We start from the raw sequence: 23,705 nt of genomic DNA on the forward strand, positions 1-23,705 counted from the left end.
TCAGTCCGTGGGCGCGGCGAGCCGGTCCAGCAGCACGACCGCCGCGGCCCGGATCGCGTCGAGGTCGCCGGTCCAGCCGAGGACGCGCAGCACCGCCCCGGGGATGGTCCGCTCCGCGTACCTGGGCGCGGCGCCCTCGTCGGAGCGGATGCTGATCACGGTCTCCACCAGGCGGAACGGCAGCGACTCGGTGCCGGGCACGCTCGGCGCGACGACCTCGGCGAGCACGCGCGCGGCCAGAGCCTCGTAATGTCCGCGCAATTCGTCGCGGCGCAGGCGGAACGCGGCGAACCGCTCGGTGCGCAGTTCCGGCAGTAGATACAGCGCACCCAGATTCCAGCGGGAGGCGCACAGTTGCCGCACGTCGAACACGGCCAGCGCGTACAAGCGGACCGGCGCCGGGTCGGACGCCGTGCGCAGCCGCTCGGCCAATTCGATGGGCGCGGCAACGGTTTCGGCGAGCAGCGCGTCCAGGATGTCGTCCTTGGCCGCGAAATGGTGGTACAGCGACGCCTGCCGGATTCCGACGGCGTCGGCGATCGCGCGGGTGGAGGTATTGGCGTACCCGTTGGTGGTGAACAGTTCGCCTGCGGCGTCGAGGATCTCGGCACGCGGTGTCGTGCCGCGCCGGCGCCGCTGTTCGACGCGCGGCCGTCCGGGTCCGAGGTTCGCCACCGCCCCATTCTGGCAGCTCGCTGTGCGGACGCTCCGGCGCGGTGGCCGTGCGCGCCGCGCGACAACGGCGGCCGTGCGTTTTCTGTCATTTGATAGAAATAGCGGCAACGCAGAAGTTACCGGGGGTACCGGAACCGATACATAGAGGTCACCGAAAGCGCGATCGCGGCCGCAAAACTGTCATCTGATAGTTATTGGCCGCACGCCGAAGGACCGCCCATGGCCGCCACGCTCGCCCCCAGTCCGTCCGCCGACCTCAGCGGAGACGGCGCCGACCTCGCCCGGTTCGGCTACCAGCCCGTCCTGCACCGCAAGCTCGGCCGCTACGCCTCTTTCGCGGCCGGCTTCTCGTTCGTCTCCATCCTCACCACGATCTTCCAGTTCTTCGGCTTCGGCTACTCGTTCGGCGGAGCCGCCTTCTTCTGGACCTGGCCGATCGTGTTCGCCGGACAATTCCTCGTGGCGCTGAATTTCGCCGAACTGGCCGCGCGCTATCCGATCTCGGGTTGCATCTACCAGTGGTCGCGACGGCTCGGCGGTGAACTCGTCGGTTGGTTCGCGGGCTGGATGATGATCATCGCGCAGATCGTCACGGCCGCCGCGGCGGCGATCGCCCTGCAGGTGGTGCTGCCCTCGATCTGGAGCGGATTCCAGCTCGTCGGCACGGACACCGCGCTGACCTCGCCCTCCGGCGCGACCAACGCCGTACTGCTGGGCAGCGTCCTGCTCGTGGTCACCACGCTGATCAACGTGATCGGCATCGATCTGATGGCGCGGATCAATTCGATCGGCGTCACCGTCGAGATCGTCGGCGTCCTCGCGATCGTCGCGCTGTTCTTCACCGGTCCCGAACGCGGGCCCGGCGTGGTGCTGCACACCGATCAGGCCGCACCTGGTCCCTACTGGGCCGCGTTCCTGGTGTCCGGACTGATGGCGGCCTACGTGATGGTCGGATTCGATTCCGCGGGCGAGCTTTCCGAGGAGACCAAGAACCCGCGCCGGGTCGCGCCGCGCACCATCCTCACCGCGCTGTCGGTCTCGGCGCTGGGCGGTGGGCTCATGCTGCTCGGCGCGCTGATGGCCGCGCCGAGCCTGTCCGACGGCGCGCTGGCCTCGGACGGACTGGCCTACGTGCTCACCGCGAAACTGGACAGCCCGGCGGGCAAGGTGCTGCTCGGCTGCGTCGCGGTCGCGATCACGGTGTGCACCCTGGCGATTCAGACCGCGGGTTCGCGGCTGATGTTCTCCATGGCGCGGGACGGGAAGCTGCCGTTCGCGGGCCGGCTCGCCGCCGTGCATCCGCGATACGGCACGCCGGTGCTGCCCGCCGTCGTGATCGGCGCGCTGGGCATCGGCCTGCTGGTGCTCAACCTCGGCAACGCCGCGATGTTCGCGACCCTGGCGAGCGTCTGCATCGTCACGCTGTATCTGGCCTACCTGCTGGTGACGGTGCCGCTGCTGGTGCGCAGGTGGACCGGCCTGCCGGACCCGGGCACCGACGCGCGGCTGTTCAGCCTGGGCCGGTTCGGCATTCCGGTCAACGCGCTCGCCGTGGTCTGGGGCGTCGCGATGGTGGTGAACCTGGCCTGGCCACGGGCGGAGGTCTACACGCCGGAGGGCGGCGGTTGGTGGATGCGCTGGGCCGCGCCGCTTTTCGTGCTGCTGGTGCTGGCCGTCGGCGTGGTGGTGCATCGCCTGGCGGCCGGTTGGTCCCGCGACGTCACGAGCGGCGACCCCGCACCGCAACCGGCTTGACCGGCCCGGCGCGGCGGCGCACTGCCCGCGCCGCCGCGCCGGCAACCGGCGAAGAACGAATCAGCACGAAAGGAAGCACCGTGACAAGCACTGCGGACACCTCCGGCGCGCGAGCGCACGCGCGAGCACAGGCCGCGGCCGCGGTCATCGCGGAGCCCGCCCGGCCCGCCGAGATCCCCGCCTCGAAGATCACCTTCGCCCAGCGGATTCCGGCGGGCGGTTACGCGAACATCGCGCTCGGCCGGGGCACCCGGGTCCGCCTCGGCGACCCGGGCGGCGCGGCCTGCGCGCACCTGCTGCTGGTGCGCACCGAAGCGCCGTGGGAGCGCTTGAACGTCGCCGACACGATCAAGGTGCCGTGGCAGGCGTACCTGGGCAGCGGGCACCCGCTGCTGTCGGACCAGGGCCGCATCTTGGCGACCGTGCTCGCCGACACCTCCGGCCGACACGACGCGCTCTGCGGACCCACTGCCCAAGCCCGAGACCTGCTGCGGCTGGCGGCCGCCAAACACGGGCTGCACCCCAGGGACGTCGGGCCGACGGTCTCGTTGTTCCGCGGCGTGCGGGTGGAGCGGGACGGAGCGCTCACCGCGACCGGCAGCGCCGCTGCGGGCTCCTCGGTCGACTTGCTCCTGCACCTGCCGGTGACGGTACTGGTCGCCAACTCCACTCACCCCTTGGACGACCGGCTCGCGACCGACCTCGATCTCGTCGCGTGGTCCGCCCCGGAAGACCTCGCCGTACCCGCCGACCCGGACCCGGAATACCTGCGGGCCGTGCACAACACCGAACAAGCCTGGACGGCCGCCCTGACTCTGGAGGCAACCGCATGACTTCCGCCCGCACCATCGTGCTCGACGAGACCGTCCCCGCCCGCGCGCCGTGGTCGGCCGTGGTCCGTGCGGGCGAGTATCTGGAGATCATCGACCTGCACGGCAACCAAGCGGTGGACTGCCTGCTGTACTCGGCGGCCGACCACTCCGATCGCTACAGCGCGCAGGCGACGGTCGCCGCCCAGCGCAATATCTTCCTCACCACCGGCAGCGAACTGCGCACCGATACGGGCGCCACGCTGATGACCGTCGTGGCCGACGAGGTCGGCAACCACGACACCATCGCGGGCGCCTGCTCCCAGGAGTCCAACACGCTGCGCTACGGCCTGCACACCCGCCACCAGCACGCCTGCGTGGAGAACTTCCTCACCGAAGCCTTGCGCTGGGGTCTGGGAAAACGCGACCTGGTGTCGAACATCAACTGGTTCATGAACGTTCCGGTCGAGGCCGACGGCACGCTGGGCATCGTGGACGGATTGTCCGCGCCCGGCAAACGGGTCACGCTGCGCGCCGAGATCGACACGCTGGTGCTGGTCTCCAACTGCCCGCAGATCAACAACCCCTGCAACGGCTTCGACCCGACCCCCGTGCGCATGGTGGTGTCCCGATGACCGTCGCCGAATTACCGGTGGCCGGAACGGCGCAGTCCGTGCCCGCGCCGCCCGGCCAGGTGGAGATCCTCCGCCCCGGCATGCTCACCACCGTGCAGGACTGGCCCGGCCGGGTCGGGTATTGGCACGTCGGCGTTCCGCCCTCGGGGCCGATGGACGATCTGTCCTTCCGTCTGGGGAATCGCGCGCTCGGCAACGATGAGGGCGCCGCCGGGCTGGAATGCACCCTCGGCGGCCCGGCGCTCCGGTTCACCGCGCCGACCTGGGTCTGCGTCACCGGAGCGCCGGCGGAGGTGACGCTGGACGGCGTCCGCGCGCCCCAGTGGCGCACGGTGCGGGCGCCCGCGGGCGGCGTGCTGGACGTCGGCGCGGTGCGCGGACCGGGCATGCGCTGCTACGTGCTGATCGGGGGCGGTATCGACGTGCCCGAATATCTCGGCAGCGCGGCCACTTTCACTCTGGGCCGCTTCGGGGGCACCGGAGGCGCGGTGCGCGCCGGTGCGTCGCTTCGGCTGGGCGCGCACCACGGCCGGGTCGTGACAGCCGTGCCGATGGACGAGCAACCGGTACTCACCCGGAACTGGGAAATCGCGGTCACCGAGGGTCCGCACGGCGCACCGGAGTTCTTCACCCGCGCCGATTTCGACACCGTGATCGGCACCTACTACGAGGTGCACTTCAACTCCGATCGCACCGGTGTGCGGTTGATCGGGCCGAAGCCGGAATGGGCCCGCGCCGACGGCGGGGAGGCGGGCCTGCATCCGTCCAATATCCACGACACCCCGTATTCGGTCGGCGCGCTGGACTTTACGGGCGACACCCCGATCCTGCTGGGACCCGACGGGCCGAGCCTCGGCGGTTTCGTCTGCCCGGTCACGGTCGTCGCGGCCGACCGCTGGAAGCTGGGCCAGCTGTCGCCCGGCGACCGGGTGCGGTTCGTGCCGGTCCGCGGCGACCGCACCGCCTCGATCCGCGCACTCGGAACCGCGCGCCGCGCCGCCTGGCCCACGGTGCTGTCGGCGGGCGGCGACGGCGACGACGGCGTGCTGCGCCGCGCCGAGGTGGACGGCGAGACCACGGTGACCTATCGCCGAGCCGGCGACGACGGCGTGCTCGTCGAGTACGGCGCGATGACCCTGGATCTCGGTCTGCGCGCCCGGGTGCACGCCCTGCACCACCACCTGCTCGCCGCCGGAATTCGCGGCGTGACGGAGCTGACCCCCGGCATCCGCTCGCTGCAGATCCGGGTCGACCCGCACGTGCTGCGGGCCTGCGCGCTGCTGGACCTGCTCGCCGAGGCCGAGGCGCAGTTGCCCGCCTCCGATCGGCTCGTCGTGCCGAGCCGGGTCGTGCGCCTGCCGCTGTCCTGGGACGACCCGTCCACGCGCGAGGCGATCACCCGGTACATGCGCGGCGTGCGGGCCGACGCGCCCTGGTGCCCGTGGAACATCGAGTTCATTCGCCGCGTGAACGGCTTGGCTGCCGTATCCGATGTCTACGACACCGTGTTCAACGCCGAGTATCTGGTGCTCGGCCTCGGGGACGTCTACCTCGGCGCGCCGGTCGCCACCCCCACAGATCCCCGGCACCGGCTGGTCACCACGAAATACAACCCCGCCCGCACCTGGACCCCGGAGAACGCGGTCGGCATCGGCGGCGCCTATCTGTGCGTCTACGGCATGGAGGGGCCGGGCGGCTACCAATTCGTCGGGCGCACCACCCAGGTGTGGAATCACCGGGCGGGCGCGGCGCCCGCCGTGGCTCCAGGCGCCGACCGGGCCGCCTCCGGAGCCGAAACACCATGGCTCCTGCGCTATTTCGACCGTATCCGCTGGTATCCGGTCGAGGCGGAGGAGCTGCTCGACCTGCGCGCCGACTTCGCGGCGGGCAACGTCCGGGTGCAGGCCGAGGACGGGGAATTCCGCCTGGCGGAGTATCGGAGTTTCCTCGCCGAGAATGCCGGCGACATCGAGGCCTTCCGTGCGAAGCAAGCGGAAGCTTTCACCGCCGAACGCGATTCCTGGCGCTCGGCGGGTGAGCTCACCGCATGACCGCTCAGCGCAGGTCGCGGAAGAACTCGCGGATGTCGGCGGTGAGCAGCGCGGGTTCCTCCATGGCGGCGAAATGGCCGCCGCGGTCGACGTCGTTCCAGCGGGCGATGGTGTTCTCGGTCTCGGCGTAACGGCGGATGCCGATGTCGTGGGCGAACACCAGGGCGGCCGTGGGGACGCCGGAGTTCTGCTTCGGCTCCCCCCAGGCGGCGTTCTGGGCATAACCGACGTACGCCGCCGAGCCCGCCGTGCCGGTGAGCCAGTAGAGCATCACGTTGGTCAGCAGCCGATCTCGGTCCAGGATCTTGTCCGGCTCGACCCCGCGCGGATGGGTCCATTCCCGGAACTTGTCCATGATCCAGGCCAGTTGCCCCACCGGCGAGTCGACCAGTCCGTACGCCAGGGCCTGCGGGCGGGTGGACTGGATGGCGATGTAGCCGAACTCCTCCTGCAGGAACGCCTCGATCCGCCGGATGCGATCACGCTCCAGCTCGGTCAGGCTCGCCAGCTCCTGCTCCCCGAGCGGCACCGGCGGGAAGGGGCCCGGCCCGCCGTTGACGTGCACGCCGACGACTCGGCCGGGCGCCGTCCGGCCGACCTGCGGGCTCACCGCCGCGCCGATGTCACCGCCCTGCACGCCGTAGCGCTGGTAGCCCAGCCGGTCCATGAGTGCGGCCCACGCCGCGGCGATCCGGTCGATATTCCAGCCCGCTTCGGCGACCGGCCCCGAGAAGCCGAATCCCGGCAGCGACGGGATGACCAAGTGGAAGGCGTCGGCCGGGTCGCCGCCATGTTGTCCCGGGTCGGTCAAAGGCCCGATGACGTCGAGGAATTCGGCCACCGAGCCCGGCCAGCCGTGCGTCAGCAGCAGCGGCAGCGCGTCCGCCCGGGGTGAGCGGACGTGCAGGAAGTGGATGGTCTGCCCGTCGATCACCGTCGTGTACTGCGGATATTCGTTGAGTTGCGCTTCGGCCGCGCGCCAGTCGTACTCGGTGCGCCAGTAGTCGACCAGCTCGCGCAGCCAAGTGGTCGGCACGCCGGTGTCCCAGCCGTCGCCGGGCAGCGGGGCAGGCCAGCGGGTGCCGTCGAGACGGGAACGCAGGTCGTCGAGTTGCCGCTGCGGGATGTCGATGCGGAACGGGGTGATCTCGTTGCTCATGCCATCGACGGTATGACCCACCTAGGACAGCTTCGGCCCTAGCCATCGGAGAGACTTTTCCCATGTTGGAAACCTCGGCGCGCTTGTTGCGCCTGCTGTCGCTGTTGCAGACCCCGCGCGACTGGACTGGCGCGGAACTCGCCGAACGACTCGAGGTGGACGTGCGCACCGTGCGCCGGGATGTCGACAAACTGCGGACCCTCGGTTACCCGGTGGACGCGACACCCGGCGTGGCCGGTTACCGGCTCGGCGCGGGAGCGAAACTGCCGCCGCTGCTGCTGGACGACGACGAGGCGGTGGCGGTGGCGCTCGGCCTGCGCACCGCGGCGGGCGGCACCATCGCGGGCATCGAGGACAGTTCGCTGCGCGCCCTCGCCAAACTCGAGCAGGTGCTGCCCGCGCGCCTGCGTCATCGCGTCGGCATGCTCCAGGCGGCCACGGTCACCGTGCCCGCGGGCGGCCCGACCGTCGATCCGGACGTTCTCACCGCAGTCGCGGCCGCCATCCGCGACCACCATCGCCTGCGCTTCGACTATCGCGCGCACGACGGCGCCACCTCGTTGCGCACCACCGAGCCGCATCGCCTCGCCCACACCGGTAGGCGGTGGTACCTGATCGGCTGGGATGTCGATCGCGCGGACTGGCGTACCTATCGCGTCGACCGGCTGCGTCCACGTATCCCGACCGGCCCGCGCTTCACCCCGCGCGAGGCACCCGACGCCGACCTGTCCGGGTACCTTTCGCGCGGGGTCACGACCGCCCCGTACCGCTACGCGGCTCGCATCACCTTGGGCGTTCCGGCCGAGGTGGCCGCCGAGCGCATCGCGCCGACCGTCGGGGTGATCGAGGCACTGGATGCCGAGAGTTGCCTGCTGCGCACCGGATCGAATTCCTTGGACGAGCTGGCGATCTACGTCGCCACCTTCGGCTTCCTGTTCCAGGTGCACGAACCACCCGAGCTGGTCACGCACATACGCGCCCTCGCCGCGCGCCTCGCCGCGGCGGTCGAGTGACCCGGTTCAGGCCGCGACGGCGGCGACGGCTTCGATCGCGCACACGGAGCCGGGGCACCGCGAACCCGGCGACCTGGGCAACTGTGATCGCCGGCGGGTTCGGCCGGTCGCTCATACCTCGGCGAACGCGGCGAATCCGTCCGGTAGCGGCATCCCGCGCCAGCCTGCACCCGATCTGCACGGTCGCTTCCGCACTGGCCAGCGGCCCTCGACCCCGTGCCAACCGGCGGCCAAGGCGAGCTTTCGCCGCTACCGCGACCGGGAGTGATCCGCGCACCGGTGTCACAGTCCGCGACCGTACTCCGTCGTCTCGATGAAGCGGTGGGAACGCCACCGGCACGACGAGATCGGAGACGGTCATGGCCACGAAGATTCTGGTTACCGGCGGCACCGGCACCCTCGGCCGCCAGGTGCTCCCGCTGCTGCGCGCCGCGGACGCCGACGTGCGGGTGCTCAGCCGCGCCGAACGTCCCTCGGCTGACGGGGTGCGGTTCGTCGCCGGGGATCTGCTGCGCGGCAACGGGATCGATGCCGCGGTGGCGGGCGTCGACACCGTCCTGCACTTGGCGGGTGACGCCAAGGGCGACGAGGTGGCCACCGCGAACCTGTTGCGGGCCGCTGCCGCCGCGGGCGTCGGGCACATCGTCTACATCTCGGTCACCGCCGCCGATCTGCTTCCGCTGACCTACTTCCGGGCGAAGTTCGCCGCGGAGCAGGCCGTCGCCGCGTCGGGCATCCCGTGGACCACCCTGCGCGCCGCGCAGTTCCACGACTTCGTACCGAAGCTGGTGGACGCGATGCTGAAGTCGCCGGTGCTCCCGGTCCTCGGCGGTGCGCGCCTGCAGCCGGTGGACGTGCGCGAAGTCGCCGCGCGACTGGTGGAACTGACGCTCGGCGCACCCGCCGGGCGGGTGCCGGACCTGGTCGGCCCCGAAGTCTTCGGCATGCGCGACATGGTCCGGGACTATCTGACGACGCTGGGCAAGCGGCGCGCGCTGCTGACGGTCCCGGTGCCCGGCAAGGCTGGCCGGGTCTACCGCGCGGGCGAGAACCTGGTGACCGACGGCGCCGAGGTGGGCGAACTGACCTGGGCCGACTACCTCGCGCAGCGCGCGGGCGCGGTCCGGGCCGGATGACCCGCCGCCCGGCTCAGACAACGATCACCGTCTTACCTTGGGCGTGCCCCTCGGCGACATGGCCCACCGCCGAGGCGGCCGCCGTGAGCGGGCAGCGCCGCTCGATCACCGGGCGCAGCTTTGCTGATCCTGGACGGCCTGGAACGACTGCTCGCCGCGAACGCGGACTGACGCTCAGTCCATCCGGAACGTGGCCGAGGGGTTGGCCGTGTCGCGGACGATCCGCAGCGCCTCGGACAGCGCGGCGAGTTGCGGCGCGGTCAGCAATCCGACGAACCAGCGGTCGACGGCGGCGAGATAGTCCGGCAGCACCTGCGCGAGCCGTGCCGCACCGGCCTCGGTGAGCACCGCATGGGCGCCCCGCCGATCCTCCGGGTCCAGCTCGCGTTCCACCAGACCGGCGCGGGCCAGCCGATCGACCAGTCGCGTCACGCCGCTGGTGGACAGCGTGGTCTGCGCCGCCAGCTCCGACATACGCAACCGACGCCCCGGCGAACGGCTCAGCCGCATCAGGGCGTTCAGATCCAACCCGGACAAGCCGTGCGCCTTCCACACCGGCTCCAGCTTCGCCACCACGCCGCCGTGAGCCTCGAACAGCAGGCCCATCGTGGTCAGACGGGGATCGTCGAACAGCTCGGTCATGTCCATGGGGCGAATCTACCGCCAGATAGTTGACACGAGGAAAAAGTAGTCGTACAAATATGCGTACGCATTATTCCTCGCGTCAACTAATGGAGGTCGCCATGTCGTCCACCGCCTGGATCGCCGGATTCCGCACCGCGGTGATCCGTCCGGACGAGCAAGTCAGATTCGCGGACTCGCGCGCGTTCACCGACCGGACGGTGCGTCAAGTGCTGCACCTGGCGGGCGGCGGCGCGCAGGTGCGGATCGGGCTGACCAACCGTTACGGGAAGACGCCGCTGGCCGTCGGCGCGGCGCGGATCGCCCTGCGCAAGACCGGCAGTGAGATCGTCGCCGAGACCGACAGCGTGCTGCGGTTCGGCGGAGCCGAGCAGGTCCTCGTCCCGGTGGGCGGCGAAATTTACAGCGATCCGGTGGATCTGGCCGTCTCGGCGGGCGCGGATCTGGCGCTGAGCCTCTATCTGCCCGGCCCCACGGGGCTGGCGACCTTCTCGCACCAGCCCGGCGAGACCGCGTATATCGCGGACGGCGATGTCGCGGACCAAGCGGCGATCGACCCCGCCGAGGAGGTACCCGGGCGGTTCTTCGTCGTCGGCGTCGATGTGCTCGCGCCCGCGGACACGCCGGTGGCCGTCGCGTTCGGCGACTCCTGGTTCGAAGGCGTCGGCACCACACTCGGCGCGAACCGCCGGTCGGTGGACGTGCTCAACGCGCGCCTGGACCGGGGCTGGGTGGTCAACCAGGGCATCGCGGGAAGCCGACTGCTGCTCGACGCGGTGGGCGAGTCGGGCCTGGCCCGCTTCGATCGCGACGCGCTGGAGGTGCCCGGCGTGACCAGCGTGCTGATCAATTTCGGCATCAACGACCTCAGCCTGGGCGGCATGACGGGCCAGCCGCCCGCGACCGCGGACGACTTGATCGCGGGCTTCACCACCCTCGCCCGGCGCGCGCACGCGGCCGGGCTCACCGTCCACGCCGCCACGATCGGTCCCTACGCCGGCGTCATCTACGAAGATCTGCACGTGGCGGTGGCACAGCCGGCCCGTCGGCGGGTGAACGAATGGCTGCGCGGCACCGACGTCTTCGATTCGGTGTTCGACGTGGCGCGTGCGGTCGAGGATCCGCAGCGGCCCGGCTTCATCCGCCCCGAGTTCGACAGCGGCGACGGTATGCACCTCAACGACGCCGGCGCCCGAGCCATGGCCGAAAGCGTCGACGTCGCGGCGCTTTTCCGTGGTTCGGCCGACCGCTAGGGCTCCAGACCGCGCAGCACGATCTGGACACCACCCCGGAATTCGTCGTCGGCCGACATGCCCTTGGCCTGGCCCGCGGTCTGGGCCAGATGCGGGTAGTCGGCGGCGGGAAGTTCGGCCATAGCGATCGTTCCCCGGCCCGGCAACGGCGCGTAGTGCATGTTCTGGAGATAGCCGATCAGGAAGGCGATCAGCGTGCGCTGGGCGATGACGCGGGCGCGTCCGGTGAAGCCGCCCTCGGTGAGCACGGCGAGCATCGCTTCCATCACGCGCAGCGATTCCACCGACGACTGCCGGTGCCGCAGCACGAGCGGCACGGCCGCGGGATGGGCCGAGAACCCGTCGCGGATGTGCTCGAGCAACACCGTCACGCGCGCTTTCCAATCGCTTCCGGCGGGGAGCGAGGTGTCGATCGAAGCGAACACCTGGTCTGCCACCAGCACCTCGAGCGCATCGCGGTCGCGCACGTAGCGGTACAGGGCCATGGTCGCCATGCCCAGCTCCTTGGCCACCGCGCGCATGGTCAGTGCGGACAGACCGTCGCGGTCGAGCACGGCGAGAGCCGCCGCGACGACATCGGCGGTGGTCAGCGAACGGGGACGGGGCACGGATTGACAGCGTACAAGCTACGCGCATACTGGTCGTAGGCGTACGAAGTACACCTACGAAAGGAGCCCCATGTCGCTGCCGCCCGCAGTCCCGGACCGGACGCTGGTCACCGTGTCCGGTGCGCAGGTCCTCGTGCCGGACCCGGATCGCCTCGTCCACCTGCAATTCCGCCGCTTCGCCGGATGCCCGGTGTGCAACCTGCACTTGCGCACGATCGTCGCCCGCCGCGCGGAGATCGCCGCCGCGGGCATCCGCGAAGTGGTCGTCTTCCATTCCAGCGCGGCGGAATTGCGCAAGTACACCGCCGAAATGCCACTCGACGTGATCGCCGACCCGGACCGGAAGCTGTACCGCGAATTCGGTGTCGAGAACTCACCGCGTGCGCTGCTCGACCCGCGCGGCTGGCCCGCCATCCTGCGCGGCGTCACCCACGCCGCGTACGCGACCCTGCGCCGCAGGCAGGCCGCCCCGCCCACCACACCCGAAGGGGGCAGCCTCGGACTGCCCGCCGACTTCTTGATCTCCCCCGACGGACGCGTGCTCGCCGCGAAGCACGGCACGCACGTCTACGATCAATGGTCGGTCGACGAACTGCTCGCACTGGTCCCGGCGGAGCGTCACGCGTGAGAATCGCCGCAAGACCGCTGGTGGCGCGAGCATTCGCGCTGGTTTTCGGCGGGTTGCTCGCCGGTGCGTTCGGCTATGGAGCGGTCAACGTCCTCTACGCGTTCCGCAAAGTTCCCCTGGATGTGCGCTTCACCTTCCACACCGCCTTGATGAGCGTGAACGGCCTGGTCATGCAATCGCTGATGGGCCTGACCATTGTGAGCGCGCTGACCCTCGCCACCCGATCCACCGGACGGGCCCGCCTACTCGCCGGTGGCGCGGGCGTCCTGGCCGTCTCGGCGTTCCTCATCACCCGCCTCGGCAACGTCCCGATCAACCAGAAGATCAAGGTATGGGCGGTCAGCGGCCCACCGGCCGACTACGCCGAAATCCTCGGCCGCTGGGAGGCATTCCACTTCGCGCGCACGGCCTGCGCGCTGGTGGCCTTCCTCCTCGTAGTGCTGACCACCCTGCTCCCCGCGAAAGAAGCCCGCTCATGATGACCGTCGAACTGTTCGTCTCCGACGAAACCCTGACCGCCGACCGCAAACGCGCCCTCGCCCAGCGCATTCTGCGCGACCTGACCACCGAGCCCGGCGCGCCGGATGCGGTGCTGGCGAAAGCCAGAGAGCTGACCCATGTGCTGGTGCGCGACGCCGACGCGTGGGCCACCGGAGGACCCGCCCTGGACGACGCGCCGCGCTACCTCGCGCGGCTCACCGTCCCCGGCTCCTGGGCCAACAACGCCGAATTCGGCGGCCACGTGATCCCCCTGATCACCAAGGCCATCGCCGACTCCGAACCCGACCCGGACCGCCTGACCCGCGACCCGCACTGCGTGGTCCAGATCGTCGGCCTCCGCGAGAACAACCTCGGCACCTTCGGCCACACCCTCACCGCCACCGAGATCACCAAATTGATGACCGAGGACTACCGAGCCTCCGCTACCCACGCCGAACCCCCCGAGGGCCACGCCATCGACCCCATCTGTGGCATGACCGTGGACCTCTCCACGGCCCGATTCACCCTCACCCACGAGGGCACTTCGTACGCCTTCTGCGCCCCCGTCTGCCGCAAGGTCTTCGCCGAAGACCACGCACTCCCACTCTGAACTGTTCCGCGAGTGGCACCCGGTGAACTCCAGCGTTCCGCGTGCCACTCGCGGTGGGCGCGCCGTCAGGCCGGTCGGCGGCGGTCCAGGGCGGACCTGATCAAGGCCCTGGCCTTCTCTCCGGTCATCGACTGGCGCGCCAGGATATCGAAAGCATGACCGTAGAGGGCGATCTCGCGCGGCTGGGTGATGGTTATCTCCGCGGTGTGCCCTTCCACCTTCACCATACGGTTGTCGAACATCGTGAAGTTCTCCAGAACTACATGAGCGGGAGCCGTCAACGGGACTATCCCCAGCGTCACGCGGGGCATACCCGTGATCGAGTGCAACCGTTCCAGTTGCCCGATCATCACGGCGTCTCCGCCGACCGATGTGTAGAGCGACCGTTCACTGATGATGAAGTGGAACCGGTGATCTCGTTTCGACAAAACCTTCTGGCGCTCCATACGTTTGGTGACACCGGCGTCGATGTCGTTCGGAAGACGATAGAACTCGATGACGCTCCGCAGTTTGGCTTCGGCGTAGTCGGCGGTTTGCAGCAAACCGGGGACGATCTGCGGGTCGTAGTTGCGCACGAACGCCGCTTCGGCCTCCAGTTCGGCATACAACTGCTGTCCACGTTTGACGCCCGCGCCTAGTAAACGCCGGTATTCCAGATATGCCGTGTCGATGTTGTGCAACGTGGCCAGCAGGTCGGCGAGCTGCTCCTGCCCGGCGCAATGGCGGCAATACGCACGGATGTCGTCATTCGACGGCTTGATTCGTCCGTGCTCGATTCGAGAGACCTTGGACTCGTGCCAGCCCTCACGGACGGCAAGCTCCCGGCCGCTCACCCCGGCATCGCGTCTCATTTCGCGCAGCCGTTGGCCGAGTGCCGCTCGCGCGTCCTGTATCGAACTGGTCACGGGTGCGGTGCGGCGTATTCGGCGAACGGCGTCGCCAGGTTCCAGAGTCGTTCTCGCACCCCTCGGCAGTACGCCGCGATCACCGGATCGGTGGTCACCGCGGCTCCGGCCGGTTTGCCCGTGGAGTCGACGACATTGAACGCCACCCGTTCACCGTCGAACAGCCACCAATCGTCCGGCGGTACCTCTCCGGCCAGATGTCGGGGTAGGTATCGAATGTCCTCGCCGGCGGCGACGCTGCTACCGGTGACCGAGAACAGCCAGCGCTGATAGTCCGAGAGCGGAACGCTGACCACCCGCACTCGGCTCATCGTGACACCACGCTGCGCCAACGTCGCTACGAGCTCCAGCCAATCGCTCTTGTCGTAACCACCCGGAGGCTCCGGCACGCCGTCGAGGAATCGGCGGAACGGCTCGGACTCCTCCGGCTCCGCGTAAGTGTCGCGGACCTCCAAATGAAACGCTGACGTCCGGGTGACTTCGAACAGCTCCACCCAACGATCATTCGAGCGGAATTCCACCGTAGTAAGTCCTCTCACCCTTCGGCACTTCGATGGCTGTCTCGTCGTCTTCCAAAGCCAGTTGATCCAGTGTTTCGCGATCGGTGATCGGCCGCCCACCCAACCGGAAGGTTCCCCTTCCGGTGTCGGTCATCGTCGCTCCGATGAAAGTGCCCGGTTCGGCGAAGCCGGGTAGCAAGTGGGGGATCTCCAGAATTCCGGACTGGTCGGTCCGCCAACCCTGCACGAGATAACTGCCCCGGTCGGTGGCATACAGCGCCGGGCAACCCGTCTTATCCGAGCCGCCCTTGCCGAGAAAGCGTAAACGCATCATCCGCCCCCATTCAGTTGCTTGTGCCGGCTTGCATCCCACAGCCAATGATGCATTGCCGCTTTGCTGCTGAAGACGCTTTCGAAGCAATATGCGCAAGTTCCCGCAAGCCCGTAGACGATCGGGCACCCGGCTACTTAGCGTCGGATACAGGTGCTCCGACCGGTGCGGACACCCGGCACCGGGCCACCGGCCCGCAAATACGAGCGAGGTGGACGGATGAGGCCGCGACCGACCGCTATCGGATACCTGCGCCGCGATGTTTCCGGCGTCTCCCAAACCTGGGACGAAATCCGAATTCGCAGTGTCGCACTGCGACTCGGATACGAACTCGCGAAGACCGTCGTATTCGGCCCGGAGACCGACAGTCCGCTGAGCCGTCTGCTGAACGTCGTCCGCCGAGTCGACGCGGACGCGGTGATTGTTCCCGGTGTCCGTCATCTCGGCTCCGAAATGCCTTCGGAACTGGTCCGGGTCGTCGACGTGGTCACCGTGAGCCCGGAGAACACCTACGCCCGATGGGCGCCGGGCTGTAGCAACGGACGGACATTCGACTCGGCCGAATACGACGCCTGGATCAAGGCGCTCGACCGTTGACGCCCTCGCGCCCTGACCACTCCAGGCGCGGCGATCAGGGCAGCAACGCCGCCGGGTCGATCGTGAACTCGAACGGGCTGCGCAGGGTGACCGCGTTACCGGCGGCCACCCGATGGGTCAGCTCGTAGGTACGGTCGGCACCCAGTTCGTGTGCGAACAGAACGGGGAGGGTCTCCCCCGGCAGCTGCCCCTTGAAGGCGTTGGGCTCGAATCGCCAGTAATTCGGAATACCTGCCTCGGCGTAGACGACAGGCTTGACCATGCGGTCTTGCAGCGTGGTGGACTTGGATACGACCTCGACCACCAACTGGACCTGAGCGGCGGGGATCCCGCGCTCGTCCCAATCTATCGGACCGTTCACCACGACCAGATCTGGAATCGGCTCGTCGTCATCGATCAACACGCCCACACCTTCGAGCACCAGGCAGCCGGACGGCGCACTGTCCACCAACGCACGTACCAGGCATTGGACCAGCCACTGATGGCGAGGCTTGGGGGCGGCATTCACGACGAGCTGGCCATTCAACACCTCGTAACGCAGTCCATCTTCGGGCATGTGATCGAGGTCGGCAGCCGTCCAACCGTCGGCATGAGGCACTGGCATTGCCATGAACCACCTCCAACCTCTGATGACGGTGGCGTTGGTCGCCGCCGATCGACCTGAGTGTAGTCAACGGGGTCGGATCGAGTCACTGAGCGAAGCGACGAGGCTGGTGTAGGGCGCGGATCGCCGCGCCCTACACCAGCAAAGAACCGCTGTCTCCCTACTCCGCGATCACGATCGTGATCTCCGCATCCGCCGCGTCGGTCGCTTCGCCCGGCCGCGTGAACCAGTGCGTGACCTCGCCCTCGGTGAGGTCGGTGTCCAGGTCGCCGATCGCGACCACGGACAGTGCGCCCGCGGTGGCGGAGGTGAGGAACTCCAGGACTGCGGCGCGACCGGATACGGCGGTGGTGTACGTGGTCGACTCGTAGTCGATCTCGTGCTCCTCGCGTACCCGTTCGGCCTCGTCCAGCGCCTCGGACTGGGTGATCGCGACCACCCCGTCCGCCGTGGCGACGACGAACGCGGGGTGCTCCTCGCCGAGCGGACGAACCCGGTCGGCGTAGGACACCGGGTGCGCCGCCGCCGCGGCGATGTCCTGGCTCACCTGGGCGTCGCCCAGCGCCACCCAGTGGATGTCGCTGTCGGTCACCGGTTCGGCGGAGATCCCGTACCCGGCGCCGGCCGCGGTCAGCTGGTCCGCGGTGAGGTCGCCCGCGAACAGGCACGCCGCGCCGGCCTTCTGCACCGCCCACACGGCGACCACCGCGTCCACCGAACGCGGCAGCGTCACCGCGACGACGTCGCCCGGTCCCGCACCGCGATCGATGAGCACCCGGGCCAGCTGCGAGGAGCGCCGATCCAGTGCGTGGAAGGCGACCTCGTCGTCCCCGGCCAGCAGCGCGGGAGCCTCCGGGTCCTCCTCGACGACTTCCGCGAGCACCTTGGCCACCGTGCGCGCGCCGACCCGGCCCACCGGCTCCGGCGTCGAAGCCCCTGCCGCCACCCCGGATTCGACCAGCAGCCGGGCCCGTTCGCCCTCGTCCAGGATGTCGATGTCGCCGACCAGGGCGTCCGCGTCGCCGAGCAGCGCGTCCAGCACCCGCACCAGCCGCTCGGCCAGCGTCTCGACCTCTTCGGCGGTGAACCGGCTGCCCAGGTACTTCAGGGTCAGCTCGATGGTGGCCTCCGCCATGACCAGCAGCGTCAGCGGGTAGTGCGTGGCGTCGTTGACGCCGACGCCGGTCACCGACATGCCGTCGATCGAGCTGGCGGCCGAGATCGCCTCCTTGTCCATCGGATACGACTCGAACACCAGCAGCGTGTCGAACAGCGACCCGGTGCCCGCCACCCGCTGGATGTCGGTGAGTCCCACGTAGTGGTGCTCGAGCAGGCCCGCCTGATCGCCCTGCAACCGTGCCAGCAGCTCGCCGATGGTCTGGCGGTCGTCGATGCGCAGCCGCACCGGCAGGGTGTTGATGAACAGACCCACCATCGACTCGACGCCGGGCAGCTCGGCCGGGCGGCCGGACACCGTCGCGCCGAACACCACGTCGCCACGGCCGGTGAGCCGCCCGAGCAGGATGCCCCAGGCCGCCTGCACCAGCGTGTTCACCGTGACGCCGAGTTCGGCGGCGTGCTTGGTGATCCGGCGCGTGCGGTCGGCGTCGAGCTCGGTGACCACCTTGCCGATCTCGTAGTTCTCCGTGGCCCGCGGTTGCGGCGCGAGCTGGGTGGGTTCCTCCACGCCTTCCAGCGCCGCCGCCCAGGCGCGCAGCGAGGCGTCCCGGTCGCGCCCGGCCAGCCAGCCGAGGAAGTTGCGGTAGGAGGCCACCCGCGGCAGCGCGGTCTGATCGCCCCGCACCGCGTACAGCACCAGCATGTCCCGCATGAGCAGCGGCATCGACCAGCCGTCCAGCAGGATGTGGTGGGTGGTGATGGCCAGGTGCCACTGCGCGGAATCGCTGCGGAACAGGGTGAACCGGATCAGCGGCGGGGTGGCCATGTCGAAGTGCGTCGCCTGCTCGGCCGCGACCTGCCTGCGCAGTTCCGCGGTCCGCTGCTCGGCGGGCAGATCGGTGAGATCCACCTCGCGCCACGGCGCCTCGACCCGGTCCAGCACCACCTGCACGGCCTGCCCGTCGGCGTCGGTGACGAACGCGGTGCGCAGGTTCGGGTACCGGTCCACGATGCCCTGCGCCGCCGCCCGCAGCCGTGCCGCGTCCAGCGCGCCACCCAGATCCACCACGGCCTGCATGGTGTACACGTCCACGGTGGACTGGGTCATCATCGCGTGGAACAGCAGACCCGACTGCAACGGCGAGAGCGGCCACACCTCCGACAGCGCCGGGTAGGTCCGTTCCCACTGCTCGATGTCGTGCTGCCGCACCCGCACCAGCGACATGTCCGACGGCGTGAAGCCGCCCGCGTCGGGCCGCCGCGCGTGCGTGGCCAGCGCGGTGAGCGCCTCGACCCAGAGCTCGGCGAACTCCTGGACCCGCTCCCGGTTCAGCAGACCGGTCGGGAAGGCGAACGACGCACCCAGGCTCGGTCCCTCTTCGGAGTCGGTGACGATCGCGTTGATGTCGATCGTCGCGTTGGCGGGCATGTCGAGGTCCATGTCGACATCCAGCTGTCCCAGGTCGGCCACCGGCACCCAGCCGATCTCGGCGAGCTGCTCGGGGATCTCCCCGGCCGACATCCGGCCCAGGTAGTTGAAGCTGATCTGGCCGGACGAACCAAGGCTCGCCGCGGTCTCCGGATTCAGCTGCCGCAGCAGGCCGTAGCCGAGACCCTTGTCGGGCACCGCGAGCAACTGCTCCTTGATCGACTTCACGATCTCGCCCAGCGCGGCGCCACCGGCGAACGCGTCGGCGAGGTCGGCGCCGGCCAGATCGAGCCGGACCGGGTAGGCCGAGGTGAACCAGCCCACGGTGCGCGACAGGTCGGCACCCGGGACCACGTCCTCTTCACGGCCGTGGCCTTCCAGCTTCACCAGCGCGGCGTCCGAACCGTCACCGCGCCAGCGCGCGACCGCCATGGCCAGCGCCGAGAGCAGGCCGTCGTTCACACCGCCCCGGTACAGGCCCGGGATCGCGGTGAGTACCGCGTCGGTGACCTCGGCGGGCACGGTGACCTCGACCCGCTCGACGGTCGCGAACGTGTCCACCGCCGGATCGAAGGGACGCTCGCCAAGCAGCGGGTCCGGCGTGGCCGAAACCTGCTGCCAGAACGGCAGTTCCGCGATCCGCTCCGGCGCGCTCGCCGCCTCGACCAGGCTGTGCGCCCAGCGCCGCATCGACGTGCCGCCCGCGGGCAGCGTCACCGGCTGACCGGCGACCAGCTGTGACCAGGCGACCGCCAGATCCGGGATGAGGATGCGCCAGGACACGCCGTCGACCACGAAGTGGTGCGCGACGATCAACAGCACGTCGCGCCGCGCGCGGTGTCCGACAGCGGCGTCCGCGTCTCCCTGCGTGGTCACGCTGTCCGGTCTCGCGAAGGCGAACCAGACGAACTGCGCCATCGCGGCGTTCGCCGGATCCAGCCCGCCCATCGCGCCGTCGAGCGCTTCGGTGGCGACCCGGTCCAGCTCCGCGTCGTCGATGTCGGCGGGCAGTTCCACGCGGCGCACCAGCGCGTCGACGTCCACCGCGCCGTGCGGCAGCGCCTCGAACGTCCAGTCCGCGCCGGTGCGGCGCAGCCGCGAGCGCAGCACGTCGTGGTGGTCGAACACCGCCGCGATGGTGGCGACCAGGGTCTCCCGGTCGATGCCGTCGGGCAGCCGCAGCGCCATGGTCTGCGAGAAGCGCTGATACGACGAGCCGCTTCCGAGGATCTGGCGCATGATCGGGGTCAGCGGGATCTCGCCGACACCGCCGCCGGGCAGTTCCTCCAGCTTCGCCTGTTCGGCGCCCGTGCCGAGTGCGGCGATCTCGGCCAGCGAGGCCACGCTGCGCCGCTCGAACACGTCACGCGGAGTGAACAGCACGCCGCGCGCCTTGGCCCGCGAGACCAGCTGGATCGACAGGATGCTGTCGCCGCCGAGCGCGAAGAACGAGTCGTCCAAACCGATCTGGTCCACGCCGAGCACCTCGGCGAACACCTCGGCGATGACGGCCTCGACCTCGCTGGCCGGTGCGCGGAACTCGCGCGGGGCCAGGTCGGGTTCGGGCAGCGCCTTGCGATCCAGCTTGCCGACCGGGGTCAGCGGGATCTCGTCGATCACCACGATCGCCGTCGGCACCATGTGCGGCGGCAGGCTGCGCGAGGCGTACTCGGTCAGCCGTGCGGTGTCGATCTCGCGACCCGGCGCGGCCAGCACGTAGGACACCAGGATCGTCGCGCCCGCTTCGGTCTTGCGGCCGATGGTGATCGCGTACTCGACGTCCTCGTGGCCGGCCAGCACGGTGTCGATCTCGCCGAGTTCGATACGGAACCCGCGGATCTTCACCTGGAAGTCCGAGCGGCCCACGTAGTCCAGTTGCCACGGCACCGACGGCAGCGCGGCGTTGCCCGCCCGCTCGCCGGGTTCGGCGAACCAGCGCACCACGTCACCGGTGCGGTACATCCGCGCGCCCTCGGTGCTCCACGGGTTGGCGACGAACCGTTCCGCGGTGAGGTCGGGGCGGTTGTGGTAGCCGCGCGCCAGCGCGCCACCGGCCAGGTACAGCTCGCCCGCGACGCCCGGCGGCACCGGATTGAGCCGGTTGTCCAGCACCAGCGCGGACATGCCGCGCACCGGGCGGCCGATGGTGATGTGCCTGCCCGGGGTGAGCTGGGCGTAGGAGGAGATGATCGTCGTCTCGGTCGGACCGTAGGCGTTGAAGTACTTGCGGCCCGGCCACCACTTGGCCAGCAGCTCCGGCGTGGTGACGTCGCCGCCGACGGAGGCCACCTCGAGCGCCTCCATGCCTTCCGGATCGACCGTCCCCAGCACCGCGGGGGTGATGATGGTGTGGCTCACCCGCTCGGTGCGCAGCAGCTCCGCCAGATCCGGGCCGCCGATGATGGTCGAGGGCACGACCACCAGCGTCGCGCCGGTGTAGGCGGCGCACAGCCACTCCAGCACCGACGGGTCGAAGCTGGGCGAGCAGATGTGCAGGAACCGGTGGTGCGATTCCAGCTGGTACAGATCGGTCGCGACGCCGACCAGGCCGCCCATGCCCGCGTGGGTCACCGTGACGCCCTTGGGCATGCCGGTCGAGCCGGAGGTGTAGATGACGTACGCCGGGTGGCGCATGGCCAGCGACGAGATCCGGTCGGCGTCGGTGACCTGCTCGGCGGACTGGCTTTCGACCAGCTCGCCGAGGGCCGGGTCGTCGATCCGCAGCCACTCGACGTCGCGCGGCAGCCGGTCGACGTACTCGCTCGCGGTGATGCCGATGACCGCGCCGGAGTCGTTGACCATGTGCCGCATGCGGTCTTCGGGATAGGTCGGGTCCACCGGCACGTGCGCGCCGCCGGCCTTCGCCACCGCCCAGAACGCGGCGACCATCTCGTAGGACCGCGGGAACGACAGCGCCACGATGCGCTCCGGTCCCACACCGCGCGAGATGAGCACCCGCGCCAGGCGCGAGGAGTACTCGTCCAGTTCGCGGTAGGTGATCGAGCGGCCCTGGTAGCGCACCGCGATCTGCTCCGGGTCCAGCCGCGCGCCGTACTGGAGCAGGTCCGGCAGCAGGCCGGTGGCCATGACGTCCTCGCCCTGCACGTGCGTGAGCAGGTGGAACTCGGCCTTGTCCAGCAGCGGCAGGTCACCGATCGGGGTCTGGCGGTCGGTGGTGATCGCGGTGAGCAGCCTGGTGAAGCGCTCGGCGAACACCCGCACCGTCTCGTCGTCGAACAGGTCGCGGGCGAAGGAGAACTCCGCGTACATGCCCGCGTCGTCGGGGTTCTCCCCGGCCTCGCGGATGGTCAGCGACAGGTCGAACTTGGCGGTGTCGACGTCGAAATCGACCGCGCCCACGTGCAATCCGGGCAGTTCGAAACTGCTCTCGGGCAGGTTCTCGAACGACAGCGCCACCTGGAACAGCGGGTGCCGCGCGGTGGAGCGCTCCGGGTTGAGCAGTTCCACCAGCCGCTCGAACGGCAGGTCCGCGTGCGCGAACGCCTGCAGGTCGGCGTCCTTGGTGCGGGCCAGGAACTGGTCGAAGGTCAGATCCCCGTCCACGTGCGAGCGCAGCACCAGGGTGTTGACGAACATGCCGATCACGTCGTCGAGCTCGGCTTCGCCGCGGCCCGCGATGGGCGTGCCGACGGCGATGTCGTCGGTGCCGGACATCCGCGCGAGGAACAGCGCGAGCGCGGCGTGCACGACCATGAACAGCGTCGCGTTCTGCTCCCTGGCGATCTCGGTGAGCATCCGGTGCAGCTCGCCGGAGATCGGGAACACCACGCGCCCACCGGCGAACGACTGCGTCGTCGGACGCGGCCGGTCGGCGGGCAGGTTCAGCTCGTCGGGCAGCCCGGCAAGCGCGGTGCGCCAGTACTCGGCCTGCTGCGAGATCAGGCTCTCCGGGTCGGCCTCGGAGCCGAGCACCTCGCGCTGCCAGAGGCTGAAGTCGGCGTACTGCACCGGCAGCGGCGCCCAGCCCGGCTCCACGCCGGCCGAGCGGGCCGCGTAGGCCAGCATCACGTCGCGGGTCAGCGGGCCCATCGACCAGCCGTCCGCGCTGATGTGATGCGCGACGAACACGAGCACATACGCTGTGCCGGCTTCCGCCCCGCCGCCCGCGTCCGTGACGCGGAACAGCTTGGCCCGCAACGGAACCTCGGTGGTCACGTCGAATCCGGCCGAGACCACCTCGATGATCCGGTGCCGGATGTCCTCGGGCGCGACCGCTTCGGGCGTCAGGTCCGGCACGGCCCGGTCGACGGGCACGATCACCTGATGCGCCGTGCCGTCGTGTTCGGGGTAGACGGTGCGCAGCGTCTCGTGCCTGCTCACCACATCCCCGACCGCGAGTTGCAGCGCCTCGACATCCAGTTCGCCGGTGAGCCGCACGGCCACCGGGATGTTGTTCACCGCCGAGGCGGTGTCGAACTGGTTGAGGAACCACATGCGCTGCTGCGCCAGCGACAGCGGGATGCGCTCCGGACGCGGACCGGCCACCAGCTCGCGGCGGCCACCGGCGCCCGCGTGCTGCTCGACCTTGGCGGCGAGCCCGGCGACGGTGGATGCTTCGAACAGCACACGCACCGGCACCCGGGCGTCCAGCGCCGCGCCGATCCGCGCGGCGACCTGCGTCGCCAACAGCGAGTTACCACCCAGGGCGAAGAAATCGTCATCCGCACCGACACGCTCGACACCCAGCACCTCGGCGAACACGCCGGCCACGATCTCCTCGACCGGGGTCGAAGGCGCACGGAAAG

20 protein-coding genes are annotated in these 23,705 nt (G+C 69.8%); 11 read left to right on the plus strand and 9 right to left on the minus strand.

Annotated elements, in window-relative coordinates:
• Positions 1-675, minus strand: coding sequence for a TetR/AcrR family transcriptional regulator (locus tag ON27_RS24040; RefSeq protein WP_043732209.1), 675 nt, complete (start codon positions 673-675; stop codon positions 1-3).
• A 219-nt stretch (positions 676-894) separates the two neighbouring features.
• Here ON27_RS24040 and ON27_RS24045 point away from each other — a divergent pair, with 219 nt between their 5' ends.
• The 4 genes from ON27_RS24045 (at position 895) to ON27_RS24060 (ending at position 5,925) form a co-directional block, all read left to right on the plus strand.
• Complete coding sequence (locus ON27_RS24045) at positions 895-2,430, plus strand: amino acid permease (protein WP_051046947.1); 1,536 nt, start codon at positions 895-897, stop codon at positions 2,428-2,430.
• An 80-nt stretch (positions 2,431-2,510) separates the two neighbouring features.
• Entirely contained in the window at positions 2,511-3,263 is a 753-nt protein-coding gene (locus ON27_RS24050; RefSeq protein ID WP_043732257.1) for a DUF1989 domain-containing protein, read from the plus strand.
• A complete protein-coding gene (locus ON27_RS24055) occupies positions 3,260-3,874 on the plus strand; it encodes an urea amidolyase associated protein UAAP2 (RefSeq protein WP_043732212.1) in 615 nt (204 codons plus the stop codon). Before ON27_RS24050 ends, ON27_RS24055 begins: the two co-directional genes overlap by 4 nt.
• Positions 3,875-3,954: 80 nt before the next feature.
• Entirely contained in the window at positions 3,955-5,925 is a 1,971-nt protein-coding gene (locus ON27_RS24060; protein WP_043732262.1) for a 5-oxoprolinase/urea amidolyase family protein, read from the plus strand.
• Between the two features lie 4 nt (positions 5,926-5,929).
• On the opposite strand, the gene ON27_RS24065 is transcribed toward ON27_RS24060, so the two are convergent.
• Positions 5,930-7,084, minus strand: coding sequence for an epoxide hydrolase family protein (locus ON27_RS24065; protein WP_043732218.1), 1,155 nt, complete (start codon positions 7,082-7,084; stop codon positions 5,930-5,932).
• Between the two features lie 62 nt (positions 7,085-7,146).
• Here ON27_RS24065 and ON27_RS24070 point away from each other — a divergent pair, with 62 nt between their 5' ends.
• Together ON27_RS24070 and ON27_RS24075 are read left to right on the plus strand one after the other, a co-directional pair.
• Complete coding sequence (locus tag ON27_RS24070; RefSeq protein ID WP_043732220.1) at positions 7,147-8,097, plus strand: helix-turn-helix transcriptional regulator; 951 nt, start codon at positions 7,147-7,149, stop codon at positions 8,095-8,097.
• 359 nt (positions 8,098-8,456) lie between these two features.
• The gene (locus ON27_RS24075) at positions 8,457-9,233 is read left to right on the plus strand and encodes an SDR family oxidoreductase (RefSeq protein WP_043732222.1); all 777 of its coding nucleotides are present in this window, start codon (positions 8,457-8,459) and stop codon (positions 9,231-9,233) included.
• Positions 9,234-9,407: 174 nt separating this feature from the next.
• Here the strand turns inward: ON27_RS24075 and ON27_RS24080 are convergent, their stop codons facing one another.
• Positions 9,408-9,881 carry a MarR family winged helix-turn-helix transcriptional regulator gene (locus ON27_RS24080; RefSeq protein ID WP_043732224.1) on the minus strand — a complete coding sequence of 158 codons (474 nt, stop codon included), beginning with the start codon at positions 9,879-9,881 and terminating at the stop codon, positions 9,408-9,410.
• Between the two features lie 95 nt (positions 9,882-9,976).
• On the opposite strand from ON27_RS24080, the gene ON27_RS24085 reads away from it, so the two are divergent.
• Positions 9,977-11,128, plus strand: a complete 1,152-nt coding sequence (locus ON27_RS24085) for a GDSL-type esterase/lipase family protein (protein ID WP_043732268.1) — start codon at positions 9,977-9,979, stop codon at positions 11,126-11,128.
• Here the strand turns inward: ON27_RS24085 and ON27_RS24090 are convergent.
• Positions 11,125-11,736, minus strand: a complete 612-nt coding sequence (locus ON27_RS24090; RefSeq protein ID WP_043732226.1) for a TetR/AcrR family transcriptional regulator — start codon at positions 11,734-11,736, stop codon at positions 11,125-11,127. The two genes, ON27_RS24085 and ON27_RS24090, sit on opposite strands and share 4 nt — an antisense overlap.
• Positions 11,737-11,806: 70 nt before the next feature.
• Here ON27_RS24090 and ON27_RS24095 point away from each other — a divergent pair, with 70 nt between their 5' ends.
• From ON27_RS24095 to ON27_RS24105, 3 genes are read left to right on the plus strand one after another with little or no spacing between them, the layout of a single operon-like run.
• Complete coding sequence (locus tag ON27_RS24095) at positions 11,807-12,364, plus strand: peroxiredoxin-like family protein (RefSeq protein ID WP_043732228.1); 558 nt, start codon at positions 11,807-11,809, stop codon at positions 12,362-12,364.
• Complete coding sequence (locus ON27_RS24100) at positions 12,361-12,843, plus strand: anthrone oxygenase family protein (protein ID WP_245560079.1); 483 nt, start codon at positions 12,361-12,363, stop codon at positions 12,841-12,843. Before ON27_RS24095 ends, ON27_RS24100 begins: the two co-directional genes overlap by 4 nt.
• On the plus strand, positions 12,840-13,454 hold the full coding sequence (locus tag ON27_RS24105) for a YHS domain-containing protein (protein WP_043732231.1): 615 nt from the start codon (positions 12,840-12,842) through the stop codon (positions 13,452-13,454). Before ON27_RS24100 ends, ON27_RS24105 begins: the two co-directional genes overlap by 4 nt.
• A gap of 65 nt (positions 13,455-13,519) precedes the next feature.
• On the opposite strand, the gene ON27_RS24110 is transcribed toward ON27_RS24105, so the two are convergent.
• The 3 genes from ON27_RS24110 to ON27_RS24120 are packed head-to-tail and all read right to left on the minus strand — an operon-like array spanning position 13,520 to position 15,280.
• Positions 13,520-14,359: a helix-turn-helix domain-containing protein gene (locus ON27_RS24110; RefSeq protein WP_043732233.1), complete on the minus strand. Its 840-nt coding sequence runs from the start codon at positions 14,357-14,359 to the stop codon at positions 13,520-13,522.
• Positions 14,356-14,853 carry a DUF6879 family protein gene (locus tag ON27_RS24115; RefSeq protein WP_245560081.1) on the minus strand — a complete coding sequence of 166 codons (498 nt, stop codon included), beginning with the start codon at positions 14,851-14,853 and terminating at the stop codon, positions 14,356-14,358. The genes ON27_RS24110 and ON27_RS24115 overlap by 4 nt, the downstream gene beginning before the upstream one ends.
• A gap of 7 nt (positions 14,854-14,860) precedes the next feature.
• Positions 14,861-15,280 carry a hypothetical protein gene (locus ON27_RS24120; protein ID WP_245560082.1) on the minus strand — a complete coding sequence of 140 codons (420 nt, stop codon included), beginning with the start codon at positions 15,278-15,280 and terminating at the stop codon, positions 14,861-14,863.
• Between the two features lie 129 nt (positions 15,281-15,409).
• Between ON27_RS24120 and ON27_RS24125 the strand changes: the two genes are divergently transcribed.
• Positions 15,410-15,787 (plus strand): hypothetical protein, encoded by a 378-nt coding sequence (locus tag ON27_RS24125; RefSeq protein ID WP_051046949.1) that lies wholly within the window; start codon positions 15,410-15,412, stop codon positions 15,785-15,787.
• Between the two features lie 34 nt (positions 15,788-15,821).
• On the opposite strand, the gene ON27_RS24130 is transcribed toward ON27_RS24125, so the two are convergent.
• Positions 15,822-16,397, minus strand: coding sequence for a Uma2 family endonuclease (locus ON27_RS24130; RefSeq protein WP_043732236.1), 576 nt, complete (start codon positions 16,395-16,397; stop codon positions 15,822-15,824).
• A 154-nt stretch (positions 16,398-16,551) separates the two neighbouring features.
• Positions 16,552-23,705 (minus strand): non-ribosomal peptide synthetase (locus ON27_RS24135; protein ID WP_043732239.1); only part of this gene is annotated, 7,154 nt, incomplete at its 5' end.

The sequence above is a fragment of the Nocardia asiatica NBRC 100129 genome, from assembly GCF_000308415.1.
Lineage (GTDB): Bacteria > Actinomycetota > Actinomycetes > Mycobacteriales > Mycobacteriaceae > Nocardia > Nocardia asiatica.

Coding starts and splice junctions, on each gene's coding strand:
- ON27_RS24045 (WP_051046947.1), top strand. CDS start 895: ATGGCCGCCACGCTCGCCCCCAGTCCGTCCGCCGACCTCAGCGGAGAC.
- ON27_RS24055 (WP_043732212.1), top strand. CDS start 3,260: ATGACTTCCGCCCGCACCATCGTGCTCGACGAGACCGTCCCCGCCCGC.
- ON27_RS24060 (WP_043732262.1), top strand. CDS start 3,955: ATGCTCACCACCGTGCAGGACTGGCCCGGCCGGGTCGGGTATTGGCAC.
- ON27_RS24065 (WP_043732218.1), bottom strand. CDS start 7,084: ATGAGCAACGAGATCACCCCGTTCCGCATCGACATCCCGCAGCGGCAA.
- ON27_RS24070 (WP_043732220.1), top strand. CDS start 7,147: ATGTTGGAAACCTCGGCGCGCTTGTTGCGCCTGCTGTCGCTGTTGCAG.
- ON27_RS24075 (WP_043732222.1), top strand. CDS start 8,457: ATGGCCACGAAGATTCTGGTTACCGGCGGCACCGGCACCCTCGGCCGC.
- ON27_RS24080 (WP_043732224.1), bottom strand. CDS start 9,881: ATGGACATGACCGAGCTGTTCGACGATCCCCGTCTGACCACGATGGGC.
- ON27_RS24085 (WP_043732268.1), top strand. CDS start 9,977: ATGTCGTCCACCGCCTGGATCGCCGGATTCCGCACCGCGGTGATCCGT.
- ON27_RS24095 (WP_043732228.1), top strand. CDS start 11,807: ATGTCGCTGCCGCCCGCAGTCCCGGACCGGACGCTGGTCACCGTGTCC.
- ON27_RS24105 (WP_043732231.1), top strand. CDS start 12,840: ATGATGACCGTCGAACTGTTCGTCTCCGACGAAACCCTGACCGCCGAC.
- ON27_RS24125 (WP_051046949.1), top strand. CDS start 15,410: ATGAGGCCGCGACCGACCGCTATCGGATACCTGCGCCGCGATGTTTCC.
- ON27_RS24130 (WP_043732236.1), bottom strand. CDS start 16,397: ATGGCAATGCCAGTGCCTCATGCCGACGGTTGGACGGCTGCCGACCTC.